We start from the raw sequence: 18,246 nt of genomic DNA on the forward strand, positions 1-18,246 counted from the left end.
GACACCATCATGATTTATAGTAAAGGTTTTTACCTCCATTACGTGAGGTGAGGGCATGGGAGCGCTCTCCTCGCTTCGCGTGCTGGACCTGACGCAGGTGCTCGCCGGACCGTACTGTACGATGTTGCTCGCGGACATGGGCGCGGACGTCGTCAAAATCGAACGGCCGGGTGGAGACCTCATCCGACCGAACCCGCCGTTCGTCGAAAGCGCCCAGGATGAGGCCTACGGTGGCTACTTCCAGAGCGTGAATCGCGGGAAGCGGAGCCTCGAGCTGGACCTCGGGGCCGAGCGCGACCGCGAGGCGTTCCTCTCGCTCGTCGAGGAAGCCGACGTGGTCGTCGAGAACTACCGTGCGGGCACGATGGAGCAGTTCGACCTAGGTTACGAGACGCTCGCCGAGCACAACCCGGCCCTCATCTACTCCTCGATTCGGGGCTTCGGAGACCCGCGGACGGGCGAGACGCACCGCCAGGGCCAGCCGTCGTTCGACCTCGTCGCGCAGGCGCTGGGCGGCGTCATGGAGATCACCGGCCAGGAAGACGGCCCGCCGACGAAGGTCGGCCCCGGCATCGGCGACCTCTTTACGGCGACGCTGAACTGTGTCGGCATCCTCGCGGCACTGCACCACCGCGATCGGACCGGAGAGGGCCAGTACGTCGACACGGCCATGTACGACGCGATGATCAGCATGACCGAACGGGCGATCTACCAGCACTCCTACACCGGCGAGGCGCCGACGCGTCAGGGGAACTCCCACCCGACGCTCTTTCCGTACGACGCCTTCGAGGCTGCCGACGGCCACGTCGTGATCGCCGCGTTCGGCTCGAACCACTGGAACGCCCTCTGTGAGACGATGGATCGTCCGGACCTCGCCGCCGAGTACCCGGACGCCTCGAGCCGGCTCAGTAATCGAGAAACGCTTCGGGCGGCCATCCTCGAGTGGACGCGCGAGCGCACGTGTGACGGAATCTGTGACGCGCTCGAGGGCCGGGTGCCCGTCGCGCCCGTCCAGAACACGGCGGACATCTTCGACGACCCGCACGTGCACGCGCGCGAGATGCTCGTTCCGGTGGCCCAGCCCGGAGCCGACCGCGAAGTCGAAATTGCGGGCAGTCCGATAAAGATGAGCGAGACGCCGCCACGACCTCGCGGGCGCGCGCCGTTGCTCGACGAACATCGCGAGGAGGTACTCAGGGACGCGGTTCGAACGGCGGAATCAGACTGAGTCGGTGACGGTGGAGAGTAACCCTTTTGCGCCCCCCGGGCACACGCTCTGGTATGGACTGGCCACACGACCCCGACGGGGAGGAGGGCAGCGAAGGGATGCGCAAGTTCGACATGGCGATCATCGCCAAGAAAGTCGACGAGGACGAGGACTTCCCGCTCTCGCGCGACGAGTTCGTCGAGGCCCACGGCGACGAACCCATCCGGATCAACCACCAGTCGGTCGTCGCGCTCGCGGACATCTTCGAGTACGTCGACGAGTCGGAATTCGAGACGATCACGGACATGCACAAGGCGGTCGGCGCGGCCATGCGCGAGGGGAACTTCTGGGACTACCACCCGGTCGGGGCGAATCCCGAGACGAAATCCGCGTAAGTCTCCTGTCGAATCCTCGCTGGGGGTTCCGATAGGCTCTTTTCAGTTGACACGCATCGAAGCGTATGAATATCGCCGGTACCTCCCTCGAGGAACGACTCGAGCAGGCGTTCGTCGTCTTTCTCGTGTTTCTCGTCTTCGCCACGATCCGAGATTCGTACGACTGGTCCTCGGTCGTCGCGATTCCCGTCCTGTTTTTTGCGTTTAAAATCGGTCTCGATCTCGTCTTGCACCGCCTGCTCGAAGGGCGCGGCTGAGTCGCCATCGCGTTACCCCGTTCCAGTCGTCCGCTTGGCTCGCCGTCTTCCTGGCCCCATCCTCGACGTCCACCCGACTCTCCCATCACGAATCTGGATTACGTATCGCTTATACGATATCGTTCGAAACGGACGAGTACCGTGACGAACACGCAGGTGACGCTCTTTCAGATCGACAACTATGGGCCGTGGACCGTGACGCCGGAACCGCGACGGGAGGCTGACCTCCAGACGCTTCAGTCGCGACTGTACGCCGATCTCTCGCAGTTCATCGGCGCCCGCGACGGCTACGTCTTCTTCACGCGATTCGACAACATGATCGCCGTCACGAACGGCCTTGACCGCGAGGATCACGCGCTGATTCAGGAGTCCGTCGGCAACCGCTACCCGGTCACCCTGAGCCTCGGCGTCGCGACGGGAACGACCCCGGTCCAGGCGCTCTCGGACGCGACGAGCCTGATCCAGAACGCCGGCAGCGCCCAGGACGAGCATCGCCGCGAGATCCTCGAGGGCCGAACCATCGACGACGCTCACCGAACCGATGGGGACGTCCAGATCGCCCACTTCGACGTGATCGACGCGACAGGGCAGTACACCGACGAACTCAACGCCTTCGATAGCTTCATCGAGATCGAACAGGGCTACGCCGCGCTCATGCGCCACATGCGCCGCGCCCACGGCAGCCTCTCGTTTTTCGTCGGCGGCGACAACGTCATCGTCGTCTGCCCCGACCTCGAACGAGCGGACTACCTCGAGGCCATCGAACACGTCGAGTCGGCGGTCGACGTGACCATGCAGGTCGGCGTCGGCACGGGAGCCAGCGCTCACGATGCGGGATACGCGGCGAAACACGCCCTCGAGCACTGTCGGGCGAACGGGACGCGCGTGGAGTTCTGAATCGCCGCCGGGCCGTTCGGGTAGGACAGAAATCGGAACTTCAGTGTGTGACCGTATATACGTGTCGGAGGTACCTTTTAGGTCGTTTGGGCTGTGTATTTGGCTATGGAATCGGATCTGTCGGTCAGGGATACCCTGACGACTGAATACGTCGGTGTAAGTGAATCCGACACCGTGCTCGGTGCGGTGCAGTTGATGCGCGAAGAGCGTGCCGGCTGCGTGCTCGTCGTTCGTGGATCCGAGGCCGTCGGGATCATGACCGAGTGGGACGTCCTGGGCGTCGTCGAAGACGAGGACGACCCGAGTGAGACGACCGTCGGTGAGGTCATGTCGTCGCCGGTGCTCACGATCGAGACCGACCGCTCGCTGACCGATGCCGCCGACACGATGGCGAGTCAGAATATCCGCAACCTCGCGGTGGAGGAAAACGGCGAACTCGTCGGTGTGCTGACCCAGCGCGACGTCATCGCCGTCGCGGGGTCGTTCCAGGGTGCGACGAGTCAGCCGGCCGCCGAAGGGGTCGGCGTCACGAACGAGGGCACCACGACCCTCTCGGACGAGTACGCGACCAACGGCGGCGAGGAGTTCAGCACGCAGGGCGTCTGTGAGGCGTGTGGGACGCTCACCGACTCGCTCCAGGAGGCCAACGGCCAGCTGGTCTGTGTGGACTGTCGGCAGGTGTGACGTGACCGCCGAGATTTGTAGTCAGTCGGTGTGGCCCGTGGCTCGTTCGTCCGGTCACCCCGAGTGGCGATGTCTGTCATTCGAGTGGAGATGCCCGTGCCTCGAGCAACGGCGCCCATCGTTCGAGTGCCGACGGCGATTTCCCGAGCCGCCAGTACTAGTAAACCCACCTCGAGCGACACCCACCCGCGAATGACGGTCGGCGACGACTTCGACCTCGTGATCGAACCGGCGACGAGCGACGACCTCGAGGCCGTCACCGAGTGCTGGGTCCGCCTCGCGACCGACCAGCGCCGACACGGCTCCGTCGTTCGCCCGGAGGCCAATCGGGAGACGATGCGGGCGACCCTCGGCGCCCACCAGGTCGACAACGGATTGCTGGTCGCCAGGGACGGGGACCGACTCGTCGGATTCGCGTCCTTCTCGGTCGAACACGGCTCGCTCGAGTTGGCGTGTACGCGCGGTTTCCTCTCGAACCTCTACGTCGACCCCGACTACCGTGGCCAGGGAATCGGGTCGGCATTACTCGACCGCGTCGAGGCCACCCTCGCCGACCGCGGCGTCGACCGACTGATTCTCGAGGCGATGGCCGACAACGAGGCGGCCAGGCGCTTCTACCGCGAGGCGGGGTACGAGTCGTTCAGGATCGGCCTTGAGCGCGAACTCGATCGGCCGGCCGAAAACGATACACACTCAAAGGACGAGTGATAACTCACAGACCGCGCCAGGGGAGCATGGGTGGTACATGCACTCGACTTGTAATCGAGAGTTCACGGGTTCAAATCCCGTCCCTGGCTCCTTCTTGCGATCGTCGGCTCCGACGTCGAGCGGTGCGGACGATTGCCTCGATTCGGCGTCGCGCTGTACACGCTGACCCGGAGCGACTCGCCCGCAGTCCAGAAACAGTCCGTCTTCACCTGCTGTCGAACTGTCGCTGTGAGTGTCACTTACTCACGTGGTTGATGGCGAAAAACCCGGTAAAAATCGTAACCAACTGTGACGTTCGGTCAATTGACCGACTGTTTCATAGAATCCAGACGTTCAATACGTGATTACACTCTCGAGTTCGCCACTGAGATCGTTCAGACTATGCTGACAGTACTAATTTTATAATCAAATTAGGTCCCAAATTGAAAAATAATGGTCATACTAGGTCATTGATGAATAGATATGTGCAGCAAGAGGGGCTTGAGGCCACAGGTTTTATATCCAACCGTGTAAAGCATCCGCCAATGCTACTGTCAGCCGACCGATCGAGCATGAAAGAAGGAATTCCTCTTAGTTTCCGTATCGTCGAAGCCGTTGCCAGAGAAGAGGGTGTCGACCCAGTCGAAATCGAACCTCCCGAGTACGACGCGCTCTACGACGTTCTCAATCCAGAAGCGCTCGACTCTCTGTTTGCGCCGCGTGAGGATGGCACCCCGCGGAGCTCCGGCGAGGTAACGTTCACGTTCTGTGGCTACGAGATGGTCGTCGAGAGCGACGGCGAAGTTACTATTCTCGATTGACGCGTTCGCGTTCGTCTCTCCACACACTCCTCACAGCAGCGCCCATAGCGACGTAGTGACGCCTGAATCGAACACGGACGGCTCTCTAGCTTGCGTCCGCGGACGGTTATTCGAACCGCGCAGACGGCTACTCGAGCCCGCGTCCACAGACGGGTTCGAAGACCGACTCGTGGAGGCGTTCGGCCACCGTCTCCATAAGCGGCTCGAGATTCGCGGTGTCGGCCCGATTGTACCGAACGAGCGTCTCGAGGGCATCCTTGTCGCCGCGTTCGTACTGGTGCCAGAGGCGAACCGCGTCGCGGCCGCTGATGTCTGGCTGGTCGCGGTCGATGCCCAGGTCCCGTTCGATCCGTTTGAGCCCGCCCGTCAGGTCGAGTTTGCGACAGGGATACATGAGGTCGATGTGGGGCACTGAGGCGTCGACCTCGAACGCCGTCTCGAGGAACGGAACGTCGAAGCGCTGGCCGTTGAACGTGACGAGCGCCGCGGCGTCGTCGAACTCGCTCTGGAGGCGGTCTCGCGTGAGGTCCTGGCCGTTGACGTACGTCCGTGTTTCACCCCGGCGGTGGACGCTCACCGTCGTGACGTCGTGACGGCTTGCGTCGAGGCCCGTCGTCTCGATGTCGAGGTAGCAGACGTCGTCGCGAACGTTTTCGAAGAATCGCCAGCGACTCGCCGCCGGGAGGGCCTCGGCGAACGGCGAGACGTCACCGGCCTCGAGGTGGCGTCGCCCGTCGTCGATGAAGGTCTCGATGCGGTCGGCGACGGTCGAGCCGACGACGCTGCCGTCGAACTCGTCCCAGTGGGTGATGCCGTGTTCCCAGAGGCGACGCTCGGTGGTCTCGCCCACGCCGCGAACGGGGAGAAAGCTATTCTCGATTTGCACGTTCGATCAGGGGCGTCCAGGTCGCAAAAACGTGTGGGTTCGACGGTACACGAGGGATGGGTCCGATGAAGGGGGTAGTGGAGGGTCCGGCCGAAGAACCGGGCTTGGCGTTCTGGTGACGATCTCCGCTGGATCGATCGAACTCCGAACAGTGCCGAAACGTCTCGGAGCAGCCGCGTCGAGGCCGAAGGCCGAACCTAGATTCCGATGCCTAGTAATAGTACAGCTCGACGGTGTGACCGCAGTTGTGACACGTCGTCTCCGTGCCGCTGAGCCGGTGTTCCTCCTCGTTCGACTCGAGATCGTGCCCAGGTTTCCTGATTCCCGGTCCGCCGGGGACGGCCGCGCGAACGGACTCGCTACAGGCGGGACAGCCGACCGTTACTCGTGGGCGTTCAGATTGAGACATACCTGCCACGTACCGTATCGGTCGTTTTTGTTATACGAGTCATAAGCCCGGTCAGCGTCCGCCTAGCCGGAACCGAACTCGATGATATCGTTCGGAAGCGTACCTTACCGATCGAACGAAACGGGCTCGAAGTCGAAGAACGCGGTCTCGTATCCGTCGTGGCGAGCGACCTGTGGTGCGGTGTCAACGGAGACGGTCACGCGCTCGGCCGCGGTCAGATCCTCGGTCGCCAGCCCGTAGTGGTGACCGAACTCGTGATCGAGGGTTTCGACCAGCGGTTCCTCGAGCAGCGTCTCGCCGTCGGCCTCGAGGGTGACCGACAGCGACGTGAAGGGAAGCGGCACGTCGTTGTACGGCGTGCGCGGGAAGACGGCGAGGTACGTGTCTGCGTCCGCGTCGTCGGACAGCCGCTCGAGGTCGGTCTCGATGGCGGTGATAGCCGCGTCACCGCTCCGTTCGGTGCCGAGGCGGGTTCCGGGGAGGTCCGAGACGGCGGGCCCGGTGAACGCGGGTGCGGTGCCGTTTCCGCGTTCGTCGTCGTCCGACTCTGTTTCGTCGTGCTCGCCTCCGCTCCCGTGGCTCATCACCTCGAGTGCGCCGCGCGTTCCCTGTTCGTCTTCGGGAATCGAGATCAGTTCGAGGTCGCGCACGTCCGCGCGTGCGTACTCGAACGGAATCTCGACCGTCTCGGTCGACTCGAGTCGCCCCTCGAGGTCGCCGGTTCGGCGGGTCGTGAGCGGGCCGACCTGGATGCGAGCCGTGTACGATCCCTCCTCGGGGAGGGTGACGTTGTCGCCGTAGTGAAATCCCATTCGCTGGGCGAGCATCGACCAGGGGGCGTCGCCGTGGACGAGGTCGCCGTCGGCATCGACGATCTCGAGGCCCAGGTCGGCGGGGAGGACGACGCCGGTCGCGTCGTCCCAGACGGTCATCATCAGGTGGTGGGTGTCCTCGGTCTGGACGTCGACGCGCTGGCGCTCGCCGGAGACGAGCCAGAACCGGTGCGGAAAGGTGTAGGTGAGCGAGACGGCGTAGTCGCCCGCCGTCGCCTGACCGTAGGTAGCCATCTCCTCTTCGCCGGCCGGCATGTAGACAGCGTCGGGACGATCTTCGAGCAGCGGCGGGGTGTTCCAGGCCGACTGTTCCTCGAAGCCGAGGCGCTCGAGGCAGCCAGCGAGTCCGAGCGAACCGGCGATGGCGGCGTAGCGGAGCGCGTCTCGCCGAGAGGCGGTCATACTCGAATCGAGGGCCGAGGCGCCAAAACCGCTGTCGGTTTTCGGATCTCCGAACCAACGAGCCTTTGATCGACCGGTCCCAGGATTCGAGTATGGACAGACGGACGTATCTCGGCGGTCTCTCGACGGCTGGGCTCGCCGGGGTTGCGGGGTGTCTCGGCTCGGTCGAGAGCGTGCTCGGCGAGGATGAGCCCGAACCCGGCCGCGGAAACTGGGGCGACGGCCAGACCGCCCTCGAGACGCCGACCGAGGACCGGGGCGATCCGGTCCACCCGATTTACGGCCAGGAGATGCCGTCGTTTTCCTTCCCGGACCCCTTGACTGGAGAGACCGTCTCCTCGGGCGACCTCGAGGGCGAGAAGTCGTACCTCATGACGTTCTTTTACACGTCTTGCCCCGATGGTGCCTGCCCGGCGCTGCTGTTGCGCCTGCGTCGTGCCCAGGCCGACGCGGTCGAGAACGACTACGTTGACGACCTCGACCTGCTGGCGATCACGTTCGATCCCGAGCGTGACACCCCCGAAGTGCTCGAGGAGTACGCCGGCCAGCAGGGAGCCGACCTCGAGGTCGGCAACTGGCACTTCCTTCGCCCCGAGGACAACGAGACGGCACACACGACGCTCGACGATACGTTCGGAATGAAACTCGAGCGGGTCGAGGATCACGAGGCGGCAGGTCACGGTGACGGGAACGAGAGCGAGGACGACGAAGACCACGAGAACGATAGCGAGGGAACCGATGGCAATAGCAACGACTCGAGCGGCCACGAGAACGACTCGAGCGGGGGCGAACACGACCACGGCGACTACGCGTTCACCCACATCAACCTGATCCTGCTCGTCAACGAACACGGCGTCGTCGAACGCTCCTATCCGCGCGGGACCACGGTCGACACCTCGAAGGTCCTCGAGGACGTACGCACGGTCGTTGGACAGTAACATGCGCAGGCGCGACCTCATCGCAGGACTCGGCAGTCTCGGCGTCCTCGCCACCGGCGGCGTGGTCGCCACGACCGACGTCTCGAGCCTGCAGTCTCGCATCCGCCGTCGCTTCGGCGACGAGGCCGAACAACTCGAGGTCGAGACGGTCGACGCCCAGGGGAGCGAGGCCGGGACCATCGCTCTCCCGTCGCTCGAACAGCCGACGTTCATCGACTTCTTCGGGACGTGGTGTGCGCCCTGCATCAAGCAGATGCCCGCGCTCATCGAGGCTCACGAGCGACTGGGCGACGAGGTACTGTTCGTCTCGGTGACCAACGAGAACGTCGGGTCGTCGACCGGCGCCGCGATCACGGAGGCCGAACTCGCCGACTGGTGGGCCGAACACGACGGCAACTGGACCGTCGGACTCGATCGCACCGTCGAACTCGCCGAGCGCTACGGCCTGCAGGGCTACCCGTACGCGGTCGCCGTCGACGAGTACGGCTTCGTGCAGTGGTCCGAGGGCGGTATCAAGTCGGCCGACGAACTGATCGCTGGCATCGAACGCGCGATCTGATCGATGGTCGACCTCGCCTTCGTATCGACGGTCGCGTTCGCAGTCGGGGCTGGTATCGCGACGTTCTTCTCCCCGTGTGCGTACCCGTTGCTCCCGGGGTACGTCGGCTACTACGCGAGCCGAACCGAGGACGCAGAGCCAACACTCGGGGGTTCGCTCGCTCGCGGTGTCGTCGCCGGTGCTGGCGTTATCGCCACGTTTCTCGTCCTCCTCGGGGCGACGTTCGTGGTCGGCCACGAGACGCTCTCGAACATTACCCTGTTCGAACCGATCGTCGGCGCGTTGCTGATCGTGTTCGGGCTCCTGGTCGTCGCTGGACGGGCCCCCTCGCTGTCTTTCGCGCTCCCGAAACGCCGCTCGAGCGTCGCCGGATTCGGCGTCTTCGGCGCCGGGTACGCGCTCGCGGCCGCTGGCTGCGTCGCGCCGCTGTTCATCGGCGTCTTGACCAGCGCGCTCTCACTGTCGGCGGGCGCCGGCGCACTCGTCCTCCTGGCGTACGTGGGGAGCGTCACCGGACTCATGATCTCGCTTACCGTCGCGACGGGGATGGGGCTCGTTGCTGGCTCTGGCTGGATCGCCGCGCACACGGGAACGATCGAACGTCTCGCTGGCGCAGTCATGATCGTCGCCGGCCTCGGGCAACTCTACCTCGCGATCGTGATCCTCGAGGTGCTGTGAGCGGTTTCGGAACCGACACCGCGAACGCAATCGCTCGCTACCGGTCGATACGGTGGGGCTACTTAATCGTCTCAGGCCGGTCGTGTTCGACAGTGACTGACGAGACCGGGCGGCCAGACGACTCGCAGACATCACCGCGTCAGAGGTGACTCCGGTGAGCGAGCGCACCGGCCTCGAGTCTCGCGGTACGCCGCCCGTCCTCGTGATCGACCCGACCGATAGCCTCGGCGGGACGGCGCGAACGCTCGAGGACGCCTTCGGCACGGGAGCCGTTCACCGGGTGACCGACCTGCAGACGGCACTCGAGTACCTCGAGATGGCGCAGGCGGGCTGTCTGGTGTACCCGTTCGACATCCCGCCGGCCGATCTGGAACGCGTTCGCGAGCGCGCCGAATGTTCGCTCCTGGCGGTCGCGGCTGGCGCTGACGCTGAGGCAGCGCTCGAGGCCGGGGCGACTGACGTGGTCGATCCGGACGCCCCGCGAGCGGAGGTTCGCGCACGCGTGGAAACAATACTCAAAGCGTCGTCACCGCCCGCCGTCGACCAGACCTGGACGGCGCTCGAGCGGGCCGTCCTCGAGAACGGGCCCGCGACGGCTCTCGCCGTCGACTCGACGGACATCGTGGAGTCCGCCCTGCCCTCCGTCGAAGCCGTGCTGGGTTACACGCCGGGCGAACTCGTCGGCCGACCCGTCGCGGACGTCGTCCACGACGACGACCGACAGTCAATCCGGCGCGTGCTCAAGGCGGCACGAACCTCGTCGGCGGAGGAGGCGGGGGACGAGGGGGGAGTTGAGGCGAGAGACGCCCCGGGTGGGCCGCAAATCGTCCAGTTCCGCCACGACGACGGCACGTGGCGAACACACGTCGTGGCGGTGAGAAGCGGCGACCCGGTACCCGACGACGGCCTCGTTTTGACCGTCGGTCCCGCGTCAGAACCCGACTCGAGCGACGTCGAAGCCTGGGTCGGCGCACTCGAGCGTCCGGCGTTCGCCGTCGACGAGACGTGGCGAATCGTCGCAGCGTCGGACGAAGCTAGCGTCCTCTTCGGTGACGGTCCCATGGCCCGTATTCCGATCCAGGAGGCGCTGCCGGCGGATCGTCACGAGGCGATTCTCGACCGCCTTCGGGAGGCTCGAGAGAGCGGGTCGTCGGTTCGGTTTCGGACGTCGCTCTCCCTCGCCGGGGAGGGGTCACCGGACGAGGAAGGATCGACGCTCGAGTGGGTGGCCGCGCCCACGGGATCGGGCGTCCTGGTCACCGCCGTAGGTGTGTCGACAGATCGTGACGAGGCGGGCCGGGACGGCGAGACAACTCGAGTGCTCGAGACGGCGCGGGCGCTCGAGGCGGTAACAGCGGCGCTCCGAATCGGCGTCGTCGTCTTCGACCGGGAGACGGAGCGAACGCTTGAGGCGAACCCGGTCGCACGGGAGCTGCTGGGTGCGACGGACGTGCTCGCCGGGGCGCTCGACTCGCTGGTCGACGAGCGGACGCTGGACAGAATCCGACGTCGAGCGGGCGACTCGACGGTACGTCGCGCGGACACCTTCGAGGCGACCGTCCGAACGGGGGACGGCGACCGAACCGTCTCGGCGACCGTCGTGTCGCTGTCTCGAGACCGGGCGGCGCTCTGCGTACTCGGCGACCGGCCGCCGTCGGCGGACGACGCCATCGTCTCCGCTCTCTTCCGGACGAGTCGTACGCTCCGGTCGGCGAGTTCGCCGTCGGTGGTGAGCCAGCGCCTCGCCGACGGCGTCCTCGCGCTCACCCCGTCGTCGGCCGCCTGCTGTTACCTGCTCGACGGTGAGCGACTCTATCCGGCGGCCGTCGCGCCGACCGACGCCGATCCGGCGATACACTTCCCGACCCTCGACCGTGCGGACGTCCCGGCGCTCGACCCACGGCGACTGTCGGGACCGTCGCTCGGCCGTCTCGAGTCCGGGGCGTTCGACCCGCTGCTCGCAACGGGTGCGGTGGCGACCGATCAGGTGTTCGTCGTCCCAGTCGGCGACCGCGGCGTCGTCGTCGCCACGGGACTCGGCCTGCGAACGCTCGATTCGACGGACGTCGAGGCGACCGACTGGGTGACGACGCTGGCCGCGACCGAACTCGAGGCGATGGATCGTCGGCGCGCGCTCGAGGTGCTGGAGGAGACGGTCGACCGCCTCGAAGCGGACCGCGACCGGCTGGGCGAACTCGAGGCGGTCGTGCAGGGGCTCGAGTCCACGCTGGCCGACGCCTCGGATCGTCGGGCCACCGAGTCGGTACTCTGTACCGACCTGGCGGCGCTCGAGTGGACCGACGGCGTCTGGTTCGGTGACGTCGATCCAGTCGCCGAGACCGTCAGCGAGCGAGCGAGCGCTGGATCGCTAGCCTCGAGTTCGCCGATTACGGGAGCCGACGGCTTCGCGGAAGACGACGACTCGCTCTCGGCGGCGATCGAATCTGGATCGGTGAGCCACGTCCCCGCCGCCGATCGGAAAACGCCGGGGGCGGTGGGAGGAACCGACCGTCGTGGTCGATTCGACCGCCCCGACGACCAAGTCGGCGACGTCGTCTTCCTCCCGCTGTCGTTCGACGACCGGCGATACGGTGTGCTGGCGCTCTCCGTTCCGGCAGCCGCCGTGACGTCCGACTTGCTCGAGCGACTCGGGAGCCTTCGAACGCACCTCTCGCTCGCCTTCGCCGTCGGCGAGTACCGACGATTCCTGACCGCCGAGGACCGACTCGAACTCACGTTCGCGCTCCCGGCGGCCGACGACGGGGCGGACCAATCTCTATCTGCGTCGGAGGGGCAATCGGAACGGCACCCCTCGGGTGATCCCCTCGTCGCCCTCGCCACACGCTGTCGGTGCCGGATCGACCTGCTGGCGCTCTCGGAGGGGCCGAGCGGGACGTCCGTCGTGTGCTCGATTGCAGACGACGACCTCGAAGCGTCGGCCGTTCGCTCGACCGCCGACGGGATCGAGGGGCTCGAGGCGCTCGACGTATCGAGCGAACGAGACGCCCGTCTCCACGTCGAGGTTCGACTCGCTGGCGAGACGCTCGCCGGACTGGTGGGCGCACACGGGGGAGACCTTCGAACGATAGACGGGCGCGACCGGCGTCCGACGTTCGTCGTGGATCTCGCACCCGGAACCAGCATCCGGTCGTTCGTCGACCGCCTCGAACGCTGGGAGCCGGGCGTCGAGATCCGTTCGAAACGCGTCGTCTCGTCCGGGGACCGTCCGGCCGGTTCGTTCGAGGACCGCGTCAGCGATCAGTTGACCGAACGCCAGCTCGAGACGCTCAGGCTCGCCTACTACTCGGGTTACTTCGAGTCCCCGCGCGAACACACCGGCGGCGAGGTCGCCGACCTGCTCGACGTGTCTCAGCCGACGTTCACGCGACACTTGCGCATCGCCGAACGCAAAGTGTACGAACTTCTGTTCGAGGCGGGGTGGCTCGAGCGATCACCGGACTGACTCGCCGTTCCGGACCCTCATCTCGTCGCTGGAACGCACGTCGCGGCCGGAAATTCCGAATTACTCACCACGCCGTGACTATCACTGAAGTCGACGAATGAATCAGTTTAGCGCCTCGTTAATCGCCCGTTTCGCCATTTAGCGTCTACCACCAAGTGACTCGGGGCGAAATGCACGCTTGATGTACTTGTCTGCGATAAGCGGCGATTACCCGACTCTCGTTCCATGCGGGGTGGTCCGTCGATGAGCACTAACCCCCTCGACGCCGATTCGGTTCCGCTTCGATCCCAGGCCGACGGCGGAATCGTCGCCGAACTCGAACTCGATCACGACGCGTTGATTCTCCGACCGACGCTTCGACGGCTCTCCAGCGGTCGCGTCGACCTCGAGTACTCGAGCAAGCTCGAGGACGGCAGTACGGTGATCTTCTTCGTCGCCGAGGCCGCTCCTTTCGACGAACTCGAATCTGCGCTCGCGCGCGATACCACGGTCTCGAATCCGACGCTGGTCGAACGATACCCGCGAAAACGGGTGTATCGAGCCACGGTTACCGATCGCGCCGTTCGATTCACGAGCCAGGTCGTCGAAGCCGGCGGCCGCGTCCTCGACCTGTCGAGCGGACAGACCGGCTGGGTGCTTCGAACGCGCTTTCCCGACCGAGATTGCTTGCTGGCGTTCAACCAGTCGTGTCGCCGACGTGGAATCTCGTTTCACGTCAATCACTTGCGCCTGGCGAAAGCGAACGAGACGACCGCAATCGGGCTGACCGAAAAACAGGAAGAACTTCTGAGCGTCGCCTACGAGGAGGGGTACTTCGACGTTCCGCGCGGCATCTCACAGGACGAACTCGCCGAGACGCTGGGGATTTCGAAGTCCGCCGTCTCTCAGCGGCTCCGGCGGGCGGTGACCGAGCTGTGTGAGTCGTCGCTCTAGGGCTCAACCCGAGCCGGACGGGTCGCGATTATAGACTGTGTTATGGCCGCCGTTTTCGATCGTGTAATCGGTTCAAAACAGTTTCTGGAGACACGATGGGTGAACATACCGATGGAAAGGACCGTCTGCGCGGGCGGAATTCTCTCCCATCTCGTGAAATAATTCCATCTGCGTCGAAAGACGGCAATTTCGACGGGCTCGACGCCGGTTCGCGACGTATCAGCCGGTGGAGAGAGTACGTGGTGACTATCGACTGCGTTAGTGGATCTATAGTAATGGGTCGAGCGGCACTCTGTAGTGCTATGACAGTGCATCGTTTGACGGTCCGAGCGACCCGTGGCGGCTCCCCCCGAAACCGCTCCGCGTCTCTCTCTCGCACCCGGCAGACTCCCGCGGTCGACGTCGCGGTCAACGAGGTGAGCCACTGATGTGTGGCATCATCGGACGCGTGGGAACCGACCAGGCGATCGATACCCTGCTGACGGGCCTCGAGAACCTCGAGTATCGCGGCTACGACTCCGCGGGCGTCGCCGTCCAGAACGGCTCCGGAATCAAGGTACAGAAGCGCTCCGGGAAGGTCGACGACCTGAAGCGCACGATCGACAGCGACGATCTCCACGGCGAGGTCGGCATCGGCCACACCCGCTGGTCCACCCACGGGCCGCCGACCGACGAGAACGCCCATCCCCACACCGATTCGACCCAGGACGTCGCCGTCGTCCACAACGGCATCATCGAGAACTACGCCGAACTGAAAGCCGACCTCGTAGCCGCGGGCCACGAGTTCACCAGCGACACCGACACCGAGGTCATCCCGCACCTCATCCAGTCGTACTTCGACGAGGGTGCCTCCGCCGAGGCGGCGTTCCGGCAGGCCATCGACGACCTCGACGGCAGCTACGCGGTGGCCGCGATGGTCGCTGACGATCACGTCATCTACGCCGCTCGGCAGGGCTCGCCGCTGGTCGTCGGCCTCGACGAAGAGGGCTACTTCCTCGCCAGCGACGTCCCCGCGTTCCTCGAATACACCGACAGCGTCGTCTACCTCGAAGACGGCGACGTGATCGTCGTCCGCCCCGACGGCATCGAGTTCACGGATCTCGAGGGCAACGACATCGAACGCGAGGCCGAGACGGTGAACTGGGACCCCGAACAGGCCGGCAAGGGCGAGTACGACCACTTCATGCTCAAGGAGATTTACGAGCAGGGCACCTCGCTCAGCCAGGCCATCGAGGGTCGGATCGACCACGAGGCCGGCGACGTCGCTCTCGAGTCGTTCCCGCCGGGGACGTTCGAAGGAATCGAACGCGTCCAGTTCGTCGCCTGCGGCACGTCCTATCACGCCGCCCTCTACGGATCGATAGCGATGAACTGTGCCGGCGTCCAGACGAGCGCCCACCTCGCCAACGAGTACGGGGTAAGTGCTCCCCCCGTGGACGAGGACACGCTCGTAATCGCCGTCACCCAGAGCGGCGAGACCGCCGACACCCTCTCGGCGATGCGCCAGGCGGCGGCCGACGGCGCCCGACTGCTGACGGTGACGAACGTGGTCGGCTCGACGGCCGCGCGACTGGCCGACGACACCCTGCTCATCCGCGCCGGCCCCGAAATCGGCGTCGCCGCGACGAAGACGTTCTCCTCGCAGGCCGTCATGCTCCTGTTGCTCGCCCAGCGGGTGACCGGTGACGTCGTCGGCGAACAGCGAGCGAACCTGGAGGCACTGCTCGAGGACGTCTCGGCGCTCCCGGAGACGATCGAGTCGGTCCTCGAGGATGACGATTCGAGGGACCTCGCCGAAACGTACCTCGACAGTCAGTCGTTCTTCTTCATCGGTCGCGGCCTCGGGTTCCCGGTTGCGCTCGAGGGTGCACTGAAGTTCAAGGAGATCACCTACGAGCACGCCGAAGGGTTCGCCTCGGGCGAACTCAAACACGGCCCGCTGGCGCTCGTCACCCCCGAAACGCCGGTGTTCGCGATCTTCACTGGTGAGGAGGACGAGAAAGTACTGAACAACGCCGAAGAAGCCCAGACGCGGGGTGCGCCGGTGATCGCGGTGTGTCCCGAGGGCCACCGTGCGCTGAACGTCGCGGACGCCCACCTCGAGATTCCGGACGTCGATCCGGACCTGGCGGGCTTGCTCGCGAACGTCCAGCTCCAGCTCGTGTCCTACCACGCGGCGAACGCGCTGGGGCGACCGATCGACAAGCCCCGGAATCTGGCGAAGAGCGTCACGGTCGAATAATCGGGCATCGTTCGGGTGACCGCCTCGAGGCGGCGAGGCCGCCGCTTCCGGTCACGTGATCCCGACTATCGAGACGCTGCCGTGGTGCCGGACGGTTTTCATCGGTTCGGTTCCCAATACTATACAATCAATAGTCAGAACGCGGTCTCGCTACAGGTGGTCGAGTGACTCTCTTCGTCTCGAATGACGCGCCGATTAGCAGCGAACGCGTCGCTCTCGAGGCGAGCCAGCGAGTACCGTCAGCGAAAACACTCAGTCGATGTGCCCTTCGCGGCGCAGCTGGTCGGCGTCCTGGCCGGTGTAGCGCCACTCGATCGTCGCCTTCTCGTCCTGCCAGTCCCAGGGTTCGGCGACGACGATGTCGTCCTCGTTGATCCAGGTCCGGTACTTCATGCGGCCGGGAATACGGCCGAGACGGCTCTTGCCGTCCTCACACTGAAGTCGGACGTGGTTACCGCCGAGGTGTTCGGTAACTACGGCGAACACTTCGTCGTCGTTGGGCATCCGCAAATTGCGTCGTTGGTGTTCTTCGCTCACACCATCACTACGAACTCCAGCGGTATAACGTATCGGTGGCTCGTGGTATCATATAACGAGACACTCGAGAGAGAAACACAGAGACGCACCCGTCGGTTGGCGTCGGACTCGAGCTGCGTCGAGAGCTATCCGTGAGTATCGGTCCTGGTCGACTGGCGCCTGCTGGCTATCGGTCCCGGTCGACGGTCTCTCCTGGATAACTTGTCGCTCCCGCAGAGAGCTTCAACCCCGGCGTCAGGCTGGTGTTGATGCCCGTTTTGACCTCGTCGCCCGCGACGACGCCGAACTTCCGGCGACCCGTCGAGACGCGCTCGCCCTTCACGGTGAACCGGACGTCCTCGCCGTCGTGGCGCAGGTTCGCGACGTTCGTCCCGGCACCGAAGTTCACGTTCTCTCCGAGGACGCTGTCGCCCACGTACGAGAGGTGGCCCACGGTCGCTCCCGCCGAGAGGACGCTGTTTTTCACCTCGACGGCGTGGCCGACTTTCGCGCCCTCGCCGACGAGCGTCGAACCACGAATGTAGGCGTTCGGACCCACAGTCGCCCCCTCGCGGATCAGCGCCGGTCCCTCGAGCACGACGCCGGCGCGGACCTCCGCGCCCTCTTCGACCACGACCGGTCCCTCAAGTGTGGCGTCCTCGCTCACGTCGCCGTCGATCCGGGGCTCGAGTTCGCCGAGTTTCCACTCGTTGGCCTCGAGCAGTTCCCACGGGCGACCCACGTCGAGCCAGCGGTCGACGACCACGGGCGTGACGTCGAACTCGTCGATAACCGTCGCGAGCACGTCCGTAATCTCGTACTCGCCACGCTCGCTCTCGGGGACCTCGAGCCACGCTTTCGCCTCGGCGGGGAAGGCGTAGGCCCCGGCGTTGGCGAGGTTGGTGGGCGGGTTCTCCGGCTTTTCGACGATGTCCGTGACGCTCTCGTCGTCGGTGCTGAGCACGCCGTAGTGTTGCGGTTCCTCGACTTCGATCGCACAGACGGCGGGACAGCGAGTGAAGAGTTCGTCGATGGCCGCCTGGTCGTAGAGGTTGTCGCCGTTGAGAACGGCGAAGGGCCCCTCGAGGTGATCGCGCGCCGCGTTGACGGCGTGAGCGGTTCCCTCCTGGGACTCCTGGACGGCGTAGCGGATGGGCGTCGAACGGTACTCCGTGCCGAAGTGCGAGCGGACCGCATCGGCTTCGTACCCGATTACCAGAACGATTTCGTCGGCTCCGGCGTCGATGGCGGTGTCGACGGTGTGGCCGAGCAGCGGGCGATCGGCAACCGGGAGCATCGGTTTCGGCAACTCGCCCGAGAGCGGACGAATTCGGGTCCCCTCTCCAGCAGCGAGAATCACGGCTTTCATCAGTACCTACGGGTTATACGAATTCACGGATAACTATACGGGTTATGGGATGAGAAGGTGCAAAACCTCG

General features: G+C 65.1%; 18 protein-coding genes and 1 tRNA gene. 14 read left to right on the plus strand and 5 right to left on the minus strand.

Going from position 1 to position 18,246, the window contains the following annotated elements; all coding sequences use genetic code 11:
* The first annotated feature begins 55 nt into the window (after positions 1-55).
* From mct to ddfA, 8 genes are all read left to right on the plus strand, one after another.
* Positions 56-1,228, plus strand: coding sequence for a succinyl-CoA:mesaconate CoA-transferase (mct, locus tag NGM29_RS08795; protein ID WP_254160242.1), 1,173 nt, complete (start codon positions 56-58; stop codon positions 1,226-1,228).
* 53 nt (positions 1,229-1,281) lie between these two features.
* Complete coding sequence (locus NGM29_RS08800) at positions 1,282-1,602, plus strand: DUF5785 family protein (RefSeq protein WP_254160244.1); 321 nt, start codon at positions 1,282-1,284, stop codon at positions 1,600-1,602.
* Positions 1,603-1,667: 65 nt separating this feature from the next.
* Positions 1,668-1,859: a hypothetical protein gene (locus NGM29_RS08805; protein ID WP_254160246.1), complete on the plus strand. Its 192-nt coding sequence runs from the start codon at positions 1,668-1,670 to the stop codon at positions 1,857-1,859.
* 141 nt (positions 1,860-2,000) lie between these two features.
* Positions 2,001-2,756 (plus strand): GTP cyclohydrolase III, encoded by a 756-nt coding sequence (locus NGM29_RS08810; RefSeq protein WP_254160248.1) that lies wholly within the window; start codon positions 2,001-2,003, stop codon positions 2,754-2,756.
* A gap of 105 nt (positions 2,757-2,861) precedes the next feature.
* Positions 2,862-3,440, plus strand: a complete 579-nt coding sequence (locus NGM29_RS08815) for a CBS domain-containing protein (RefSeq protein ID WP_254160250.1) — start codon at positions 2,862-2,864, stop codon at positions 3,438-3,440.
* 192 nt (positions 3,441-3,632) lie between these two features.
* The gene (locus tag NGM29_RS08820; protein WP_254160514.1) at positions 3,633-4,148 is read left to right on the plus strand and encodes a GNAT family N-acetyltransferase; all 516 of its coding nucleotides are present in this window, start codon (positions 3,633-3,635) and stop codon (positions 4,146-4,148) included.
* Positions 4,149-4,163: 15 nt separating this feature from the next.
* Positions 4,164-4,237, plus strand: a tRNA-Thr gene (locus NGM29_RS08825).
* 435 nt (positions 4,238-4,672) lie between these two features.
* Positions 4,673-4,948 (plus strand): DdfA family disk-determining factor, encoded by a 276-nt coding sequence (ddfA, locus tag NGM29_RS08830; RefSeq protein ID WP_254160252.1) that lies wholly within the window; start codon positions 4,673-4,675, stop codon positions 4,946-4,948.
* Positions 4,949-5,075: 127 nt separating this feature from the next.
* Here the strand turns inward: ddfA and NGM29_RS08835 are convergent, their stop codons facing one another.
* The 3 genes from NGM29_RS08835 to NGM29_RS08845 all read right to left on the minus strand — a co-directional run bounded on the left by NGM29_RS08835 (position 5,076) and on the right by NGM29_RS08845 (position 7,478).
* Positions 5,076-5,834, minus strand: coding sequence for a ribonuclease H-like domain-containing protein (locus NGM29_RS08835; RefSeq protein WP_254160254.1), 759 nt, complete (start codon positions 5,832-5,834; stop codon positions 5,076-5,078).
* A gap of 211 nt (positions 5,835-6,045) precedes the next feature.
* Complete coding sequence (locus tag NGM29_RS08840) at positions 6,046-6,243, minus strand: hypothetical protein (protein ID WP_254160255.1); 198 nt, start codon at positions 6,241-6,243, stop codon at positions 6,046-6,048.
* 104 nt (positions 6,244-6,347) lie between these two features.
* Positions 6,348-7,478 carry a DUF7350 domain-containing protein gene (locus tag NGM29_RS08845; protein WP_254160256.1) on the minus strand — a complete coding sequence of 377 codons (1,131 nt, stop codon included), beginning with the start codon at positions 7,476-7,478 and terminating at the stop codon, positions 6,348-6,350.
* A 92-nt stretch (positions 7,479-7,570) separates the two neighbouring features.
* Here NGM29_RS08845 and NGM29_RS08850 point away from each other — a divergent pair, with 92 nt between their 5' ends.
* From NGM29_RS08850 to glmS, 6 genes are all read left to right on the plus strand, one after another.
* Positions 7,571-8,416 (plus strand): SCO family protein, encoded by an 846-nt coding sequence (locus tag NGM29_RS08850; RefSeq protein WP_254160257.1) that lies wholly within the window; start codon positions 7,571-7,573, stop codon positions 8,414-8,416.
* Between the two features lies 1 nt (position 8,417).
* Positions 8,418-8,975, plus strand: coding sequence for a TlpA family protein disulfide reductase (locus NGM29_RS08855; RefSeq protein ID WP_254160258.1), 558 nt, complete (start codon positions 8,418-8,420; stop codon positions 8,973-8,975).
* A gap of 3 nt (positions 8,976-8,978) precedes the next feature.
* Positions 8,979-9,653: a cytochrome c biogenesis CcdA family protein gene (locus NGM29_RS08860; protein WP_254160259.1), complete on the plus strand. Its 675-nt coding sequence runs from the start codon at positions 8,979-8,981 to the stop codon at positions 9,651-9,653.
* Positions 9,654-9,807: 154 nt separating this feature from the next.
* Positions 9,808-13,116, plus strand: a complete 3,309-nt coding sequence (locus NGM29_RS08865; protein ID WP_254160260.1) for a bacterio-opsin activator domain-containing protein — start codon at positions 9,808-9,810, stop codon at positions 13,114-13,116.
* 243 nt (positions 13,117-13,359) lie between these two features.
* The gene (locus NGM29_RS08870; protein ID WP_254160261.1) at positions 13,360-14,049 is read left to right on the plus strand and encodes a helix-turn-helix domain-containing protein; all 690 of its coding nucleotides are present in this window, start codon (positions 13,360-13,362) and stop codon (positions 14,047-14,049) included.
* Positions 14,050-14,476: 427 nt separating this feature from the next.
* Positions 14,477-16,291 carry a glutamine--fructose-6-phosphate transaminase (isomerizing) gene (gene glmS, locus NGM29_RS08875; RefSeq protein WP_254160263.1) on the plus strand — a complete coding sequence of 605 codons (1,815 nt, stop codon included), beginning with the start codon at positions 14,477-14,479 and terminating at the stop codon, positions 16,289-16,291.
* A gap of 252 nt (positions 16,292-16,543) precedes the next feature.
* Here the strand turns inward: glmS and NGM29_RS08880 are convergent, their stop codons facing one another.
* Together NGM29_RS08880 and glmU are read right to left on the minus strand one after the other, a co-directional pair.
* The gene (locus NGM29_RS08880; RefSeq protein ID WP_256548189.1) at positions 16,544-16,828 is read right to left on the minus strand and encodes a translation initiation factor eIF-1A; all 285 of its coding nucleotides are present in this window, start codon (positions 16,826-16,828) and stop codon (positions 16,544-16,546) included.
* A gap of 166 nt (positions 16,829-16,994) precedes the next feature.
* The gene (gene glmU / locus NGM29_RS08885; protein ID WP_254160265.1) at positions 16,995-18,176 is read right to left on the minus strand and encodes a bifunctional sugar-1-phosphate nucleotidylyltransferase/acetyltransferase; all 1,182 of its coding nucleotides are present in this window, start codon (positions 18,174-18,176) and stop codon (positions 16,995-16,997) included.
* Between the last annotated feature and the right edge of the window lie 70 nt (positions 18,177-18,246).

Source organism: Natronosalvus rutilus, assembly GCF_024204665.1.
Classification (GTDB): Archaea; Halobacteriota; Halobacteria; order Halobacteriales; family Natrialbaceae; genus Natronosalvus; species Natronosalvus rutilus.